The 248-nt window shown below is 54.4% G+C and carries 1 protein-coding gene; it reads left to right on the forward strand.

Translation table 11 applies throughout. The features are described 5' to 3' along the window. Positions 1–248: hypothetical protein (locus tag H5202_RS23835; protein ID WP_220494010.1), on the forward strand; the 248-nt coding region annotated here is incomplete at both ends.

Consider the following 248-nt stretch of genomic DNA (forward strand, 5'->3'; position numbering starts at 1 on the left):
AACCCATCTGCAACCGCAACAGATACACAACCTGTTGATGCCACCATGGCACCTGCACCAATCGTTGAATTCAGCGGCATGGGCAGCGATGGTATCTTCAACAGCGATGAGATCGGTACTGACGGCACTGTGACCGCGACCGTGACGCTAGCGACTGGCACTCAAGTTGGCGACACCTTGATTGTCACTGACGGCAATGGCAACACCCTATTTAACGGCCCTGTCACTCAAGACATGCTCGACAACGG

It is taken from the genome of Shewanella sp. SG41-4 (assembly GCF_014164505.1).
Taxonomy (GTDB): Bacteria; Pseudomonadota; Gammaproteobacteria; order Enterobacterales; family Shewanellaceae; genus Shewanella.